We start from the raw sequence: 15120 nt of genomic DNA on the forward strand, positions 1-15120 counted from the left end.
CTGGCACGGTCAGCTCCGTGCCCGGTGCGCGCCGCGGCCCGCTTTGCGTATGCGGGCCGCCACGAAGGTCAGGGCGGCGAGGGCGACGATGCCGAGGACGGCCTTCGAGTAGAGGCCGACGACGTCGGTGACTTCGTGCCAGCGGGTGCCGAGGGCGTGGCCGACGAGTACGAAGACGCTGTTCCAGATGAGGCTGCCCGCGGTGGTGAGGCCGAGGAAGACGGGCAGGGGCATCCGCTCGATGCCCGCCGGTATCGAGATCATGCTGCGGAAGATGGGCACCATGCGGCCGAAGAACACGGCTTTGGTGCCGTGCCGGGCGAACCACGCTTCCGTCTTCTCTATGTCGGACGTCTTGACCAGCGGCAGGCGGGCGGCGATCGCGACGGTGCGGTCGCGGCCGAGCAGTGCGCCGATGGCGTAGAGGGCGATGGCGCCCGCCACTGATCCGGCGGTGGTCCACACGAGTGCGGCGAGGAGGCTGAACTTGCCCTGGCTCGCGGCGAATCCGGCGAGGGGCAGGATGACTTCGCTGGGCAGGGGCGGGAAGAGGTTCTCCAGCGCGATGGCGGCGCCCGCGCCTACGGCGCCGAGGGAGTCCATGAGGTCGGCGGCCCAGCCCGCTATGCCGCCCGCGGGGGCGTCCGGTGATGTGGACGCGTGGGCGGTCAGGAGGGGTGCGTCGAGTGCGTGCTCGGCTGTGAGGATCATGTCGTCGACGCTACGGAATGTGCAGGCCAGGGCGGTATGGGGGCCGCCGCAGAGATTTGTTGTGGGGCTCCGTAGGGCGGAGCTGTGGGGTGCCTCAGTGAGGTTTGCGGTTTTCCGCAGTCCGCGGAGCGCGGCGCTCGACTAGCGTGATTGATCATGCGGAGCTATCTCATTCGCCGACTGCGCGTCGCCGTGGGCGTGTTGCTCGGATTCCTCAGCGCGGTCGTCGAGCTGGTCCTCACCTTGGCGTCGGGCCTCTGGCTGCTGCTCACGCTCGGGCGGTCGGGCGCGGGTCGGGGCGAGTCGGGCGTGGTCGCTCGGGTCGCTCGCCGGTGGGCCGACGGGCAGCGGTGTCGGATGGCGAGGTGGTACGGCTCGGAGATAGCGCCGCCGACGAGCGGTGCGCCCGCGCTTGCTTTCGTCGCCACGCGCTGGCCGGTGGGACTGCTCGGCGGCATGGTCCTGGTGTGCGCCTTGATAGGTGGGGGTTATGCCTCGTTGCTGCTGTGGGGCTGGGCCGCGGTCGATCTGAGCAGATGGCCGATGACCATGGGTGTCTCGGGCTTCGGCGGGATGTTCCTGCTGTTCCTGGCGGCTCAGGGGGTGCGGGCGGTGGCGCTGATGGACGAGCGCCTCGCGCGGCACTTCCTGGGTCCGAGTGCCCGTCAGCGCATGCAGCGCCGGATCGGGGAGCTGGCGGAGAGCCGCGCGGGTGTCGTGGAGGCGGTCCACGACGAGCGGCGCCGTATCGAGCGTGATCTGCACGACGGCGTGCAGCAGCGTCTGGTGGCGCTGGGCATGCTGCTCGGCCGGGCCCGTCGTACGCCTGATGCGGAGAAGTCGGCGGCGCTGTTGCGCCAAGCGCATGAGGAGAGTCAGCAGGCGCTGGTGGAGCTGCGGGAGGTGGCCTGGCGGGTGTATCCGGCGGCGTTGGACGAGGGCGGCCTTGCGGCGGCTCTTCGACGCTGCTGCGCGAGGGTCTGGCCCGGCTGTTGGCGGACGAGGGGCATGAGGTGACGGCGTCCGTGGGGGACGCGCAGGCGCTGTTGGATGCGATCGCGGCCGATCCGCCGGACGCGGCGGTCGTGGATGTGCGGATGCCTCCGACGCATACGGACGAGGGGCTGCGCGCGGCGCTGGAGATCCGCCGTTCCTGGCCGGGTACGGGGGTTCTGGTGCTGTCCCAGTATGTGGAGCGGCGGTATGCCACGGACTTGTTGACCACCGCGACGGAGGGCGTGGGCTATCTCCTGAAGGACCGGGTGGTGCAGGTCGACGAGTTCTTGGACGCCTTGGACCGGGTGGGTGCAGGGCGGACGGCTTTCGACCCGGAGGTCGTGCGTCAGTTGCTGACGTTCAGCAGTCAGGTGGATCCGCTGTCGCGGTTGACGGACCGGGAGCGCGAGGTGCTGGGCAAGATGGCGCAGGGGCATACGAATGCGGCGATCGCGGAGCAGTTGCACGTGTCGCAGAGTGCGGTGGAGAAGTATGTGAACGCGATCTTCGACAAGTTGGAGTTGCCTTCGGCGAGCGGGTACAGCCGCCGGGTGTTGGCGGTGCTGCGCTTCGTGGGGTCGTGAGGTGAGGCCGTCGGGCTCGTGGAGGGGCCGTCCGGGAGGCGGGGCCCGGGTGCGGTGGGCACGGCGGGTGCGGGAGTTGTCCGGGGCCGGAGTTGGAGACCCCGCTGGCGGGCCGCCCCTGAGGGGGCGTGAGGAGGGGGCGGCCCGCCTTCGGTGCGGCTAGAGGCCGACGTCTCGGCTGCGGATGTCCTCCAGGGACTCGCGGCGTACGAGGAGGCGGGCGTGGCCGTCTGCGACGGCGACGACCGGGGGGCGGCCGACGAGGTTGTAGCCGGAGGCCATGGAGAGGTGGTAGGCGCCGGCGACGGGTACGGCGAGCAGGTCGCCGGGGTGGGTGTCGCCGGGCAGTTGGATGTCGGTGGCGAGGACGTCCCCGGCTTCGCAGTGCCGGCCGACGACGGTGACGGTGGCGGGTGCGGCGGTGGAGCGGCGTCCGATGAGGCGGGGCAGGTAGCGCACTCCGTACAGGGCGGGGCGCGGGTTGTCGCTCATGCCGCCGTCGACGGCGACGAAGGTGCGTTCGCTGGTGCGCTTCACGGACAGGACGCGGTAGAGGGCGACGCCTGCGGGTCCTGCGATGGCGCGGCCGGGTTCGACGATCAGGCGGGGCACGGGGAGGCCGGCCGCCGCGCAGCTCTCGGTGAGTTCGGTGCGTACCTTGCGGGCCAGTGTGGTGATGTCGAGTGCGTCCTCGCCGGGGCGGTAGGCGATGCCGTGGCCGCCGCCGAGGTCGAGTTCGGGCAGGGTGATGCCGTGGTGGTCCTTGATGCGGGCCATCAGGCCGACGAGGCGGCGCACGGCGCACAGGTAGGGCTTGTCCGTGGTGATCTGGGAGCCCAAGTGGCAGTGCAGGCCGACGAGTTCGAGTCCGGGCTGGTCGAGGATGCGGGCGATGGCGTGCTGGGCGGAGCCGTCGGTGATGGACAGGCCGAACTTCTGGTCCTCGGTGCCGGTGCGGATCTTGCTGTGGCCGCCTGCGGCGATGCCCGGTACGACGCGGACGAGGACTTTCTGGCGGCTGCCGTGGGGTACGGCCGAGGCGAGTCGGGCGATCTCCGAGGCGCTGTCGATGACGATGCGGCCGACGCCGAGCCGCAGGGCGGCGTGCAGGTCCTGCGGGCTCTTGGCGTTGCCGTGCAGGACGATGCGGTGGGCGGGGAAGCCGGTGGTGACGGCGAGTTCGAGTTCGCCGGCGGAGCACACGTCGAGGCCGAGCCCCTCCTCCGCCACCCAGTGCGCCATGGCGCGGCACAGGAAGGCCTTGGCCGCGTACAGGACGTCGGCGTGAGGGAAGGCGTGCAGATAGGTGCGGCAGCGGTCGCGTACGTCGGCTTCGTCCAGGAGGTAGGCGGGGGTGCCGAAGCGGTCGGCTATGTCGGTGAGTGCCACGCCGCCGACGGACAGGTCGCCGTGCGGGAGGCGGGTCGTGGAGTGCGGCCAGACCGTCAGGTCGTCGTCGGTGTCCAGGGGCGCGGGGGGCGCGGCGGGAGTGGGGAGCGCGGCGTGGTCGCGGGCCGCGGGCAGGTCGGCAAGGGTCATGGCGGGGTCCTCGTTTCGCCTCGTCTTCACATCGTCACCGGGCCGTCTCAGCCGATCCAGGCGGTCAGCGCGCCGACCAGGGCGGCGGCCCCGGTGACGCGCAGCGCGCCCGCGGCCTGCGGGTCCCACTCGCGTCGGCGTGCGGGGCGGTGGGCCGAAGAGGCGGCGACGGAGGGCACGGTGACCGGCGGCACGGGGGTGACCGGTGTGTCGGAGGTGAGCCGCGGGTCGACGGTGACGCCGGTGACGCCCAGGGGTTCGGCAAGGGCGCGCAGCGCGGGTTCGGAGAGGCGGATCCAGGGCTGGCGGGCGCCGAGGGTGGCGGCCAGCCGCTGCTCGGAGGTGAAGGCGACGGCGGTGCGGCCGCCGACGGGTGTGCGGAACAGGCGGGCGATACAGCCCGCGGGTCCCGGCCGGACGGGGACGAATAGGGGTCCGGCCGGGCCCCGTTCGGCAGGCTCGGGGTCTTCGCCGCACACCAGTGGCTGGGTCATGGTTCCTCCTTGAGCAGCCTCGGGTGAGGCTCTCGTGGGTCGGTCGGGCGCCGCGGCCTCGGTCGGGGCGGGCGCTGGGGGCCCGGTGCCGGGCAGCGGGCACATGGTGACGTTATGCCCGGCACGGGGTGTCAACCGACTGTCCATGACGTCCCGTTGACGGTAAAGGGGTGCACGCTGACACTCTGCTGACGCGCCCCCCGATCGGCGGGCCCGGAACGGGTGAATGGGTGCGGGCGTGCGTGACGCCCAGCCCAGCCCATCCCAGCCCTGCCCTGCCCCGGCCCCGGTCCCGGCCCCCGCCCCGGTCCCGGCCCCGTCCCGCGCCGTCGTTCCTCGAAGCTGTCATTCTTCGAACCGGTAGCCCATCCCCGGCGCGGTGATCAGATGCCGTGGGTGGGCCGGGTCCGGTTCCAGTTTGCGGCGTAGTTGGGCCATGTACACGCGCAGGTAGTTGGTGCGTGTGCTGTGCGAGGGTCCCCATACTTCGCCGAGCAGTTGCTGTTGGCTGACGAGGCGGCCGCGGTGGCGGATCAGGACTTCGAGGAAGTGCCATTCGGTCGGGGTGAGGCGCACGGCGCGGCCGTCGCGTAAGGCCTTCTTGGCCAGCAGGTCGAGGGTGAAGCCCGGCGTTTCGACGAGGGCCGGGGTCTGTTCGTGGTCGGGGGGCCGGGCCCTGCGGGCCGCGGCCCGCAGCCGGGCGAGGAGTTCGTCCATGCTGAACGGTTTGGGTATGTAGTCGTCGGCGCCCGCGTCGAGCGCCGCGACCTTCTCGTCGGAGGCCTGGCGGGCGGATACGACGAGGATCGGGGCGCGGCTGAATCCGCGCAGCCAGCCGATCAGATCGATGCCGTCCATGTCGGGCAGTCCGAGATCAAGGAGGACCACGTCCGGAGGCCGCGCCGACGCCAGACGCTGGGCCATGCCCCCGTCGACCGCCGCGTCCACCTCGTACGTACGCGCCTTGAGGTTGATCTCCAGAGCCCGTACGAGCTGTGGGTCGTCCTCGACCACCAGCACCCGGGTCATCGTGTGCCGCCTCCTGACAGTGCGGGCGGACCCTGCCCGCGACCGTACGCGGCCGCAGCGGAACGGGCCCGCAGGAATTAGTGCGGTCCCGTTCAGGAAAGCGCCCACCAGCGCGTTCGCCGTGGCTCTTGATGTCTCTCATACGGTGGGCCCCACGGCGTTGACGCGTCTCTTACATGCCCTCAGCCGTCGGCGAGCCCTCGGGCGATGTCCTGGGCGCTGGCATAGGGCCGGTCGCCGGGGAGTCGTGCCGCGAGGTCGACGAGGCGGTCCGGCGCGTGGTGGTCGCGCAGGGTCCGTACCAGTTCGTCGCGGTGGAGGGGGTAGGCGCGGCGGCTGAGGTGGCGGGCCAGTTCGCCGCGCAGTTCCACTTCCCGCGGGGTCACTCCGGGTGGTGTCGAGCCCGGCCGTGGCGGTACGGGCATCGGGTCGACGGCGGGCTGGTCCTCGCCTGAGGGCTCCAGGGCCCGCTCCTCGCGCGCTCGGGTTTCGTGGCCGCTCAGGAGTTGTCCGCGCAGTTCCCTCTTCAGCTCGTCGTCCCGCAAGGGGCCCGTCTTGTTCTGGCCTCGGTCGCTCATCCTCGCTCCCCTGTCGACGGTCGGCTCGTCATGCGTCGCATCGGCTCGTGTTGATGCGCTTCGGTACGCGTCGTGGTTCGCTTCGCCGCGCATCGGGTCGGTGGCCGATCTGGCGGGTCGCGTATCCGCGCGGCGCCTCGTCAAACCGATGCGCCCCATCCGTTTTCAGAAGCCACAGCGACAGGCCACAGCGAGAAGTCACAGCTTCAGAAGCCACAGCGCGCAGCCGCACTGAGCGGCCGCAACGAGCAGCGACCGCGAGCGGCGAGAGGCGAGCGGCCCACGGAGGCCGGGAGAGAAGAGGCACACGAAAACGTCCCGGGCCCCGGCCCCCTCGTGGCCGTGACCCGGGACGTCCGCTTGGACGGACGAGGGATGCCCGGTGCGGGGCACACCCGCCCCGACCCCCGTTACCCCCGTATCCGGAGGGGTGCGCTGTCGGCGATGGTCGTCGTCACACGGCCTCCGAGCCCGCACCGGGGTCCGTTCGTCCGTCCCCCCGCAGTGATCAGTCTTGGGCCGGTTCCGGAGGTTCCTGTTCTTGTTGACGCTCTCCTGATGCGTCGTCAGAGCCTCTTGACGTGGTCTTGACGTCTGCGGGGCAGGCCGTGCCCAGGGGTGGCGCGGCGCGTATCAGGGCCCCGTCAAGGACCGTACGGGCGGCTTGAAGGCCAGCTCAGGGGCCGGTTGGATGAGGCTCGTGAACAGCTTCGCGCGCCATGACGACCGGCCGCCTCATACGGCGGTGCCGGTCGCGCGCCCGTTCTCCTGACGGGGCGCTCAACCCGCACCGCACCCGCCACACCCGCCACACTCACCACCCTCGCCGACACCCGTCGGCGCCTTCCAGCCGTGCCCCGGCCCAGCTGGGCCCCGGCGCTCCTGACGAGCGCGCCCGGCCCTTTCCCGGACGCACAGCTCTCCACCCGCATGCCCGCCCCCGCCGGGGGGCCGCCCCGGCATGCCCCGACACAGGAACACAGCCATGTCTTCTGCCTCACTGTCCGGCCGCACCGCGCTCGTGACCGGAGCCACCTCCGGCATCGGGTTCGAGACCGCCCGCCTCCTGGCCGAGCGCGGCGTCACCGTGCTGGTGCACGGCCGCACCGCCGCCGAGGCGCGGGCCGCCGTCGACGCGCTCGGCGCCTCGGCCCGCCCCGACGCGGCACGCCCGTACGCCGTCGCCGCCGACTTCACGCGCCTGGAGGAGGTCGAAGACCTGGCGCGGCACGTCGTGGCCGAGCACCCGCACCTGGACGTCCTGGTGAACAACGCGGGCATCGCGGCCCCCGAGCGGCACACGGTCACCGCCGACGGCAACGAGATCGCCTTCCAGGTGAACTTCCTCGCGCACTACCTCCTGACCAGCCTCCTGGAACCCGCGCTGACCAGCGATCCGGGCGGCCGCGTCGTCAACGTCTCCTCGTCGCTGCACCGCACGGCGTCGATCCAGTGGAGCGACCCGAACCGCGTCCGCCGCTACTCGCGCCTGGCCGCCTACGCCCAGTCGCAGCTCGCGCTCACCGTCTTCGCCGCCGATCCGCGCGTGACCGCGGTGTCCATCCACCCGGGCGTGTGCGACACGGCGCTGCTGGCGCTGTACGCGCACGAGGGCGCGGCCGCCGCCGAGGGCGCCGCCCACGTGGTGCGCCTGTGCGATCCGGCTGTCGAGATCGTCAACGGCGCGTACTACGACCGTGCCGAGCGGGTGGAACCGGCCGCGGCCGCCCGGGAGGACCGCACGGTCAAGCGCCTCACCAAGCTGGCCGACGTGCTGGTCGGCCACGCCTCCTGACGGAGCTTCCGGTTCCCGGGCCCGGCCCGGCCGCTGTCCGTGCGGCCCGGCCGGGCGCGTCCCGGCCCGTGTGCCCTCTATCCTCTCGATCGCTCGTGGCCATTTCTGGAGGTCGGCTTCCGTGATCCCGCTCGAGCCGCGTCAACTTCCCGTGCCCTTTCGTTGGTTCGCCGCCGGGGCGCCCGGGACCGCCGCCCTGCCCGAACACGTCCTGGCGCACGGCGCCGGGCAGTGGTGGGCGGACCGTGCCGACGCGCCGCGCGCGCTCGCGGTGACCTGTGCCGGGCACGTCGTGCTGCGCGGCGACCCGCGCGCGGTGACGGCCGCGGGGCTCGCGCCGTTCGCGTCCGGGCACGTCGATGCCCCGCTGCGCTTCCTGCCCGTGCTCGGTGCCGCGTTCGAACGCCTGGTGCCCGTCGAACGGATGGTGTACGTCCACCGGGAGCCGGTCGCCGCGACGCGTCCGCCGCGCGGGGTGCGGGTCCGCCCGGTGACGGCGGACGACGCGGCGGCGCTGGCCGTGGGGTGGCCCGGCTCCGACTGGATCCACGGCAGTTGGGGCGGCGCCGAGGGACTCGCCGCCTCGGGGCGCGCGGTCGCCGCCTTCGACCGCGGCGGCCGGGTCCTCTCCGTGGCCTGCGCCTACTTCGCGGGCGCGGCGTACGAGGACGTGGCCGTCGCCACCGCGCCCGAGCACCGCCGCAGGGGGCTCGCGCACGCCTGCGTGACCGCGCTCACGGCGGACATCGCGGCGCGCGGCCGCACCGCGAGCTGGTCCTGCGCTCGCGAGAACCGCCCGAGCCGCCTCCTCGCCTGGACGACGGGCTTCCGGCTCGCGAGCGAGCACACGCGGTTCGCCACCGGCGCCCCTCTGCCTCAAACCTCCGACACCCCGCTACCTCAATCGGCGGCATTGGGCAAGCCCCTCCCGAACCCCACATCACCCCTGATGCCCCTTCTGTGACGTGCAGCAATATCGTTCACGCCGCCCGAGTTCAAGAGCATCCGAAGAGTCCAAGGTCACAGCCGAGCCTCGGCATCAGGTGCCGTTTCCGCCCTAGCATCGACGCATGACGGTCCTGCCTGACGACGGGCTTTCGCTGGCCGCCGATTTCCCTGATGCGACCCATGAGCAGTGGCAGCGCCTGGTGGAAGGCGTACTGCGCAAGTCGGGCAAGGACGTATCGGGGGCGGCGGCTGAGGAAGCGCTGTCCACCGCACTAGAGGACGGGCTCAGCACCCGCCCGCTGTACACCGCCCGTGACGCCGTGGCCGACGTGGGCCACCCCGGCTTCGCCCCCTTCGTGCGGGGCGGCTCCGCCGCGGGCGCCGCCGCCACCGGCTGGGACGTGCGCCAGCGGCACGCGACGAGCGATCCCAGGAGCACGAACGAAGCGGTCCTCGCCGACCTGGAAAACGGCGTCACCTCGTTGTGGCTGGCCCTCGGCCCGGACGCGCTGCCCGTGTCCGGCCTGGAGCGGGCGCTCGACGGCGTGTACCTGGACCTGGCCCCGGTCGCCCTGGACGCCGGTGCGGCGTACGAGCCGGCGGCGCGGGCCTTCCTCGGGCTCGTGGACGCGGCGGGCGTCGCCAAGAGCGCGGCGCGCGGCACGCTCGGCGCCGACCCGCTCGGGTACGAGGCGCGTACGGGCGAGGAGTTGGGCGCGGACGCCGCCGTGGAGCTCGCGCGGCTCCTCGGCCGTGAGTACGGCGGTCTGCGGACCCTGGTCGTGGACGCGCTGCCGTACCACGAGGCGGGCGGCTCGGCCGCGCAGGAGCTCGGCGCCTCGCTCGCGACGGGCGTCGCGTATCTGCGGCTCCTGACGGACGCGGGCCTGTCGCTCCAAGAGGCGTGCGCACAGCTGGAGTTCCGCTACGCGGCCACCGCCGACCAGTTCCTGACGATCGCCAAGCTGCGGGCGGCGCGGCAGCTGTGGGCCCGGGTGGCCGAGGCGTGCGGCGACGCGGGCGCGGGCGCCCAGCGGCAGCACGCGGTCACGTCCCCGGTGATGATGGCCCGCCGCGACCCGTGGGTGAACATGCTGCGGACGACCGTGGCCAGCCTGGCCGCCGGAGTGGGCGGCGCCGACGCGGTCACGGTCCTGCCCTTCGACCACGCCCTGGGCCGGCCGGACGCGTTCGCGCGCCGGATCGCCCGCAACACCTCGACGATCCTCCTTGAGGAGTCGCATCTGTCCCGGGTCATCGACCCGGCGGGCGGCTCCTGGTACGTGGAGCGGCTGACCGCCGAACTGGCCGACGCGGCCTGGGCGTTCTTCCAGGAGATCGAGCGGGCGGGCGGCCAGGCGGCGGCCCTGCGCTCGGGCCTGCTCGGCGAGCGCCTCGCGGCGACCTGGGCCGAGCGCAGCCGCAAGCTCGCCAAGCGGCGCGAGCCGATCACCGGCGTCAGCGAGTTCCCGCACCTCGGCGAGAAGCCGGTCGAGCGCGAGCCCGCGCCCGTGGGGCCGACGGGCGGTCTGCCGCGGGTGCGCCGCGACGAGGCGTACGAGGCGCTGCGGTCCCGCTCGGACGCCCATCTGGCGGCGACCGGCGCCCGGCCGAAGGTGTTCCTGGCCGCGCTCGGCCCGGCGGCCGCGCACACGGCGCGGGCCTCGTTCGCCGCGAACCTGTTCCAGGCGGGCGGTGTCGAGCCGGTCCACGACCCGGTGTCGGTGACCGCCGACTCCGCCGCCGACGCCTTCCGGGCCAGCGGGGCGACGGTCGCCTGCCTGTGCTCCAGCGACGCACTGTACGCCGAGGAGGCGGCGGCCGTCGCCGCCGCGCTGAAGGCGGCGGGCGCCCGGCACGTGTTCCTCGCGGGGCGGCCCGGCGAGTACGGCGACGATGTCGACGCGTACGTCTTCGCCGGCTGTGACGCCGTGGCCGTGCTGTCCTCCACCCTCGACCTCATGGGAGTGGCGCCATGACGATCCCCGACTTCTCCGGCATCGGCCTGGGGGCGGGCGCACCGCCGCAGGGCTCCACCGGGCAGTGGCGCGCCGCCGTCGAGGCGGTCACCGGCAAGGACGCGGACGACCTGCTCTGGGAGACGCCCGAGGGCATCGCGGTCAAGCCGCTGTACACCGGCGCGGACGTGGAGGGCCTGGACTTCCTGGGCACGTATCCGGGTGTGGCGCCGTATCTGCGCGGGCCGTATCCGACGATGTACGTGAACCAGCCGTGGACGATCCGCCAGTACGCGGGCTTCTCCACCGCGGAGGAGTCCAACGCCTTCTACCGCCGCAATCTGGCCGCCGGGCAGAAGGGCCTCTCGGTGGCCTTCGACCTGCCCACGCACCGCGGCTACGACAGCGATCACCCGCGGGTGACCGGCGACGTCGGCATGGCGGGTGTGGCCATCGACTCGATCTACGACATGCGTCAGCTGTTCGACGGCATTCCGCTGGACCGGATGACGGTGTCGATGACGATGAACGGCGCGGTGCTCCCGGTGCTCGCGCTGTACATCGTCGCCGCCGAGGAGCAGGGCGTGCCGCCGGAGAAGCTGGCGGGGACCATTCAGAACGACATCCTCAAGGAGTTCATGGTCCGCAACACCTACATCTATCCGCCCAAGCCCTCCATGCGGATCATCTCCGACATCTTCGCGTACACCTCGCAGAAGATGCCGCGCTACAACTCCATCTCGATCTCCGGCTATCACATCCAGGAGGCCGGGGCGACGGCCGATCTGGAGCTGGCGTACACGCTCGCGGACGGCGTGGAGTACCTGCGGGCGGGCCGGGAGGCGGGCCTTGACGTGGACGCGTTCGCGCCGCGGCTCTCGTTCTTCTGGGCGATCGGCATGAACTTCTTCATGGAGGTCGCCAAGTTGCGGGCGGCGCGCCTGCTGTGGGCCAAGCTGGTCAAGCAGTTCGATCCGCAGAACCCCAAGTCGCTGTCGCTGCGCACGCATTCGCAGACCTCGGGCTGGTCGCTGACCGCGCAGGACGTGTTCAACAACGTGACGCGTACGTGTGTGGAGGCCATGGCGGCCACGCAGGGCCATACCCAGTCGCTGCACACCAACGCCCTGGACGAGGCGCTGGCGCTGCCCACGGACTTCTCGGCCCGCATCGCGCGCAACACGCAGCTGCTCATCCAGCAGGAGTCCGGGACCTGCCGGGTCATCGACCCGTGGGGCGGCAGCGCCTATGTGGAGCGGCTGACCTACGACCTGGCCCGCCGCACCTGGCAGCACATCCAGGAGGTCGAGGCCGCGGGCGGCATGGCGCAGGCCATCGACGCGGGCATCCCGAAGCTGCGCGTCGAGGAGGCCGCGGCGCGGACGCAGGCGCGGATCGACTCGGGCCGCCAGCCGGTGATCGGCGTGAACAAGTACCGCGTGGACAGCGACGAGCAGATCGAGGTCCTGAAGGTCGACAACTCCTCGGTGCGCGCGCAGCAGATCGAGAAGCTGCGGCGGCTGCGCGCCGAGCGCGACGACGCGGTCTGCCAGGACGCGCTGGCCAAGCTGACGGCGGCGGCCGAGCGCGGCTCCGGCACCGGTCTTGAGGGGAACCTCCTGGCGCTCGCCGTGGACGCGGCCCGCGCGAAGGCCACGGTCGGTGAGATCTCGGACGCCCTGGAGAAGGCGTACGGGCGGCACGCGGGCCAGATCCGTACGATCTCCGGTGTGTACCGCACCGAAGCAGGCCCGTCGCCGTCCGTGGCGCGCACCCGCGCGCTGGTGAAGTCCTTCGAGGAGGCCGAGGGGCGCCGTCCGCGCATCCTGGTCGCCAAGATGGGCCAGGACGGCCATGACCGCGGCCAGAAAGTCATCGCCACGGCCTTCGCCGACCTGGGCTTCGACGTCGACGTCGGCCCGCTGTTCCAGACGCCCGGGGAGGTGGCACGGCAGGCCGTCGAGGCGGACGTGCACATCGTGGGCGTGTCCTCGCTGGCGGCCGGGCATCTGACGCTGGTGCCCGCGCTGCGCGAGGAGCTCGCCGCCGAGGGCCGCGAGGACATCATGATCGTCGTGGGTGGTGTCATTCCTCCGCAGGACGTGCCGACGCTCCTGGAGATGGGGGCGGCGGCCGTGTTCCCGCCCGGCACGGTGATCCCGGACGCGGCGTACGACCTGGTGCGGCGGCTCGCCGTGAGCCTCGGCCACGAGCTGCCCGCGGACGGTCCTGAGGACGAACAGGCCACCGACGGTCCCGGGAACGGGCTGTGAGCCGCTGACCCCATGGCACCGACGATCGATCTCGACAGTTATGTGAAGGGCGTCCTCGACGGCAAGCGCGCGCACATCGCGCGGGCCATCACGCTCGTGGAGTCCACCAAGCCCGAACACCGCGTCCTCGCTCAGCGGTTGCTGACGCAGCTGCTTCCGCACGCGGGGCGGGCGCGGCGCGTGGGCATCAGCGGTGTGCCGGGGGTGGGCAAGTCGACGTTCATCGACGCGCTCGGCACGATGCTCACCTCCCTCGGGCACCGGGTCGCGGTGCTCGCCGTGGACCCGTCGTCGACGCGCACGGGCGGCTCCATCCTGGGTGACAAGACGCGCATGGAGCGCCTGTCGGTGGACCCGATGGCGTTCGTACGCCCCTCGCCCACGGCGGGGACGCTCGGCGGTGTGGCGAAGGCGACCCGTGAGTCCATCGTGGTGATGGAGGCCGCGGGCTACGACGTGGTGCTCGTGGAGACCGTCGGCGTGGGCCAGTCGGAGACGGCCGTGGCCAACATGGTCGACTCGTTCCTGCTGCTCACGCTCGCCCGGACCGGCGACCAGCTCCAGGGCATCAAGAAGGGCGTCCTGGAGCTCGCGGACGTCATCGCCGTCAACAAGGCCGACGGCCCGCACGAGCGGGACGCGCGCTCGGCGGCCCGTGAACTGGCGGGCGCGCTGCGCCTCATGCACGGCAAGGACGCGGTGTGGACGCCGCCGGTGCTCAGCTGCAGCGCCCGCGAGGGCAGCGGGCTCGACACGCTGTGGGAGCGCCTGGAGCAGCACCGCGCGCTCCTGGACTCCACGGGCCGTCTCGCCGCCAAGCGCCGCGACCAGCAGGTCGACTGGACGTGGACGATGGTGCGCGAGGAGCTCCTCGGACGTCTGTACGCCGACCCGGACGTGCGGCGCCTCGCGCCGGAACTGGAGCGGGGTGTGCGCGAGGGGACGGTGACCGCGACGACGGCCGCGGAGCGGATCCTGGCGGCGTTCCAGGACACCGGGGCGGGCGGCGCAGCGCCGGTGAGCGCCGGACCGCGCCGGACCTCCGGGGACGCGCCCCCTCACGACGTACTACCGAAGGACGGAACCACCCCGTGAGCCATGACGCACCGCCCCCGGTCCTCCTGCACACCGAGGGCCGCGCGGCCCACGTCGTCCTGAACCGGCCCCGCGCGCTGAACGCCCTGGACCACACCATGGTCCGTCTGATCGACGAGGCGCTCACCGCGTGGGAGCGGGACGAGTCGGTGGCCACCGTCGTGGTGTCCGGCGCCGGGGAGCGGGGCCTGTGCGCGGGCGGTGACATCCGGGCCGTGCGCGCGGACGTCCTGGCGGGCGGCGGCGCCGCGTCGGCGGCGTTCTGGCACGACGAGTACGTGCTCAACTCCCGCATCGCGCACTACCCGAAGCCCTATGTCGCCCTCATGGACGGCTATGTCATGGGTGGTGGCGTCGGGGTCTCGGCCCATGGCGGCGTGCGGGTCGTCACGGAGCGCTCGCGGGTCGCCATGCCCGAGACGATCATCGGTTTCGTGCCGGACGTCGGCGGGACGTACCTCCTGTCGCGGGCGCCGGATGAGCTGGGCACGCATCTGGCCCTGACCGGCACGGCGGTGGGCGCTGCCGACGCGCTGCTGTGCGGGCTCGCCGACCACTACGTGCCCTCCGGGCGGCTCGCGGAGCTCACCGCGGCGCTCGCGGACGGCGAGGCGGCGGACGTGGTGGCCGCCTTCGCCGAGACCGCGCCCGAAGGCGAACTGGCCGCGCACCGGGAGTGGATCGACTCCTGCTACGCCGCCGGGTCCGTGGAGGAGATCGTCGACCGGCTGCTGGGCCGGGGCGATCCCGCGGCGAAGGAGGCCGCGGAGACGCTCCTCTCGCGCTCGCCCACGTCCCTGAAGGTGACGCTCGCCGCCGTGCGCCGGGCCCGCGCGCTGGGTTCCTTGGAGGACGTGCTGCGGCAGGAGTACCGCACGTCGTGCGCGTGTCTGACGTCGGCGGACTTCCCGGAGGGCGTGCGCGCCCAGGTCGTGGACAAGGACCGCAGGCCCCGCTGGTCGCCCGCGCACCTCGCGGAGGTGCGGGACGCGGAGGTGGCCCGCTTCTTCCTGCCGTCCCCGTACGGGGAGTTGAAGTTCGCCCCGGTGGCCGACGGGCCTGTCCGTGGGGGCGGCCGAGGCTGACGTACGGGGTCCCCGGGGGGGGAGGAGGCGGCGCC

Annotated in this window: 13 protein-coding genes; 8 read left to right on the forward strand and 5 right to left on the reverse strand. The window is 72.8% G+C overall.

Going from position 1 to position 15120, the window contains the following annotated elements:
* Nucleotides 1-9 precede the first annotated feature (9 nt).
* A complete protein-coding gene (locus MQV74_RS07255) occupies nt 10-603 on the reverse strand; it encodes a DedA family protein (RefSeq protein WP_308402375.1) in 594 nt (197 codons plus the stop codon).
* 264 nt (nt 604-867) lie between these two features.
* On the opposite strand from MQV74_RS07255, the gene MQV74_RS07260 reads away from it, so the two are divergent.
* Both MQV74_RS07260 and MQV74_RS07265 read left to right on the forward strand, forming a co-directional pair.
* Nucleotides 868-1728 (forward strand): sensor histidine kinase, encoded by an 861-nt coding sequence (locus MQV74_RS07260; RefSeq protein WP_242715207.1) that lies wholly within the window; start codon nt 868-870, stop codon nt 1726-1728.
* A complete protein-coding gene (locus MQV74_RS07265) occupies nt 1620-2291 on the forward strand; it encodes a response regulator transcription factor (protein ID WP_242728527.1) in 672 nt (223 codons plus the stop codon). The genes MQV74_RS07260 and MQV74_RS07265 overlap by 109 nt, the downstream gene beginning before the upstream one ends.
* Nucleotides 2292-2450: 159 nt before the next feature.
* Here the strand turns inward: MQV74_RS07265 and lysA are convergent, their stop codons facing one another.
* The 4 genes from lysA to MQV74_RS07285 all read right to left on the reverse strand — a co-directional run bounded on the left by lysA (nt 2451) and on the right by MQV74_RS07285 (nt 5931).
* Nucleotides 2451-3830, reverse strand: coding sequence for a diaminopimelate decarboxylase (gene lysA / locus MQV74_RS07270; protein WP_242715208.1), 1380 nt, complete (start codon nt 3828-3830; stop codon nt 2451-2453).
* 47 nt (nt 3831-3877) lie between these two features.
* A complete protein-coding gene (locus MQV74_RS07275; RefSeq protein WP_242715209.1) occupies nt 3878-4324 on the reverse strand; it encodes an SAV_915 family protein in 447 nt (148 codons plus the stop codon).
* A gap of 345 nt (nt 4325-4669) precedes the next feature.
* Nucleotides 4670-5353, reverse strand: coding sequence for a response regulator (locus MQV74_RS07280; protein ID WP_242715210.1), 684 nt, complete (start codon nt 5351-5353; stop codon nt 4670-4672).
* Nucleotides 5354-5535: 182 nt separating this feature from the next.
* Complete coding sequence (locus MQV74_RS07285; protein WP_242715211.1) at nt 5536-5931, reverse strand: DUF2795 domain-containing protein; 396 nt, start codon at nt 5929-5931, stop codon at nt 5536-5538.
* 985 nt (nt 5932-6916) lie between these two features.
* On the opposite strand from MQV74_RS07285, the gene MQV74_RS07290 reads away from it, so the two are divergent.
* From MQV74_RS07290 to MQV74_RS07315, 6 genes are all read left to right on the forward strand, one after another.
* Nucleotides 6917-7726 carry an SDR family NAD(P)-dependent oxidoreductase gene (locus tag MQV74_RS07290; RefSeq protein WP_242715212.1) on the forward strand — a complete coding sequence of 270 codons (810 nt, stop codon included), beginning with the start codon at nt 6917-6919 and terminating at the stop codon, nt 7724-7726.
* 151 nt (nt 7727-7877) lie between these two features.
* Complete coding sequence (locus tag MQV74_RS07295; RefSeq protein WP_242715213.1) at nt 7878-8690, forward strand: GNAT family N-acetyltransferase; 813 nt, start codon at nt 7878-7880, stop codon at nt 8688-8690.
* A 106-nt stretch (nt 8691-8796) separates the two neighbouring features.
* Nucleotides 8797-10653, forward strand: a complete 1857-nt coding sequence (locus MQV74_RS07300; protein WP_242715214.1) for a methylmalonyl-CoA mutase family protein — start codon at nt 8797-8799, stop codon at nt 10651-10653.
* On the forward strand, nt 10650-12905 hold the full coding sequence (gene scpA / locus MQV74_RS07305; protein WP_242715215.1) for a methylmalonyl-CoA mutase: 2256 nt from the start codon (nt 10650-10652) through the stop codon (nt 12903-12905). Before MQV74_RS07300 ends, scpA begins: the two co-directional genes overlap by 4 nt.
* Before the next feature lie 12 nt (nt 12906-12917).
* Entirely contained in the window at nt 12918-14000 is a 1083-nt protein-coding gene (meaB, locus tag MQV74_RS07310; RefSeq protein ID WP_242715216.1) for a methylmalonyl Co-A mutase-associated GTPase MeaB, read from the forward strand.
* Entirely contained in the window at nt 13997-15085 is a 1089-nt protein-coding gene (locus MQV74_RS07315; RefSeq protein WP_242715217.1) for an enoyl-CoA hydratase/isomerase family protein, read from the forward strand. The genes meaB and MQV74_RS07315 overlap by 4 nt, the downstream gene beginning before the upstream one ends.
* The last annotated feature ends 35 nt before the right edge of the window (nt 15086-15120 follow it).

Origin of the sequence: Streptomyces sp. AN091965 (assembly GCF_022698285.1) — a bacterium.
Lineage (GTDB): Bacteria > Actinomycetota > Actinomycetes > Streptomycetales > Streptomycetaceae > Streptomyces.

What these genes read in the sequence shown, in the direction of transcription:
- meaB (WP_242715216.1), top strand. Translation starts at nt 12,918, where the DNA reads ATGGCACCGACGATCGATCTCGACAGTTATGTGAAGGGCGTCCTCGAC.
- MQV74_RS07260 (WP_242715207.1), top strand. Translation starts at nt 868, where the DNA reads ATGCGGAGCTATCTCATTCGCCGACTGCGCGTCGCCGTGGGCGTGTTG.
- lysA (WP_242715208.1), bottom strand. Translation starts at nt 3,830, where the DNA reads ATGACCCTTGCCGACCTGCCCGCGGCCCGCGACCACGCCGCGCTCCCC.
- MQV74_RS07255 (WP_308402375.1), bottom strand. Translation starts at nt 603, where the DNA reads ATGGACTCCCTCGGCGCCGTAGGCGCGGGCGCCGCCATCGCGCTGGAG.
- MQV74_RS07290 (WP_242715212.1), top strand. Translation starts at nt 6,917, where the DNA reads ATGTCTTCTGCCTCACTGTCCGGCCGCACCGCGCTCGTGACCGGAGCC.
- scpA (WP_242715215.1), top strand. Translation starts at nt 10,650, where the DNA reads ATGACGATCCCCGACTTCTCCGGCATCGGCCTGGGGGCGGGCGCACCG.
- MQV74_RS07285 (WP_242715211.1), bottom strand. Translation starts at nt 5,931, where the DNA reads ATGAGCGACCGAGGCCAGAACAAGACGGGCCCCTTGCGGGACGACGAG.
- MQV74_RS07280 (WP_242715210.1), bottom strand. Translation starts at nt 5,353, where the DNA reads ATGACCCGGGTGCTGGTGGTCGAGGACGACCCACAGCTCGTACGGGCT.
- MQV74_RS07300 (WP_242715214.1), top strand. Translation starts at nt 8,797, where the DNA reads ATGACGGTCCTGCCTGACGACGGGCTTTCGCTGGCCGCCGATTTCCCT.
- MQV74_RS07275 (WP_242715209.1), bottom strand. Translation starts at nt 4,324, where the DNA reads ATGACCCAGCCACTGGTGTGCGGCGAAGACCCCGAGCCTGCCGAACGG.